Source organism: Bacillus sp. 05T31 (assembly GCF_056396725.1).
Window position 1 is genome coordinate 1 of the sequence record NZ_JBFTMA010001167.1, and the last position, 771, is coordinate 771.

2 protein-coding genes are annotated in these 771 nt (G+C 32.4%); both read left to right on the forward strand.

What is annotated here, in order from left to right; translation table 11 throughout:
- The first annotated feature begins 182 nt into the window (after positions 1–182).
- Positions 183–566, forward strand: a complete 384-nt coding sequence (locus tag AC1DJR_RS32140) for a GntR family transcriptional regulator (protein WP_097833450.1) — start codon at positions 183–185, stop codon at positions 564–566.
- Positions 563–771, forward strand: a 209-nt coding sequence (locus AC1DJR_RS32145) for an ATP-binding cassette domain-containing protein (RefSeq protein ID WP_477004485.1), incomplete at its 3' end; no start/stop codon positions are given. The genes AC1DJR_RS32140 and AC1DJR_RS32145, both read left to right, overlap by 4 nt.

The following is a 771-nucleotide window of genomic DNA, read 5'->3' on the forward strand; positions in this document are numbered from 1 at the left end:
TGCTAGCGATGCGATGCCCCCCTATAAGACTTCATTAAGGGTATCCCAAAAATTAAAATTCAGGTGATTTTTGTAACAATATATCTTGTTAATTCATTTTTTATAATTTATAATATTAACTGTGTATGGTGTGTATATTGTGTATCATATAACATAACACTTATCGATTGAGAGGTTGTTTAATGAAAATAATCTTAAGTAATGTATCAAATCAACCTTTATATCAACAGATAAAGGAACAGATTAAAGAATCAATATTTAACAATGAGTTGAAAGAAGGCGAACAATTGCCATCAATCCGCTTATTAGCTAACGACTTACATGTAAGTGTACTTACCACAAAAAGAGTCTATGCAGAACTAGAAGCAGAAGGTTTTATTATTACTAGGATTGGCAAAGGTACCTATGTAGCACCTACAAACCTAGAGCTGTTAATGGAATCTAAGCGTCGCATGGTGGAAGTCAAGCTCGCAGAGGTTTGTCAGATGGCTCGGAGTATAGGAATTCATGCAGATGATCTCCATTCAATATTGGACTTAATTTTAGAGGAGGAGAATGAAAAATGAACGCTGTGTTAGAAGTGAATAATCTAAATAAAACTTACGAAAATTTTTCATTAAAAGATATTACTTTCTCACTTAGCAAAGACTGTATAACAGGTTTTATTGGAACTAATGGTTCCGGGAAAACCACAACAATTAAAGCAATCCTTGGCCTCATTTTAAAAGATTCCGGAAAAATTAATTTTTTAGGAAAAGATATGGATAAAAA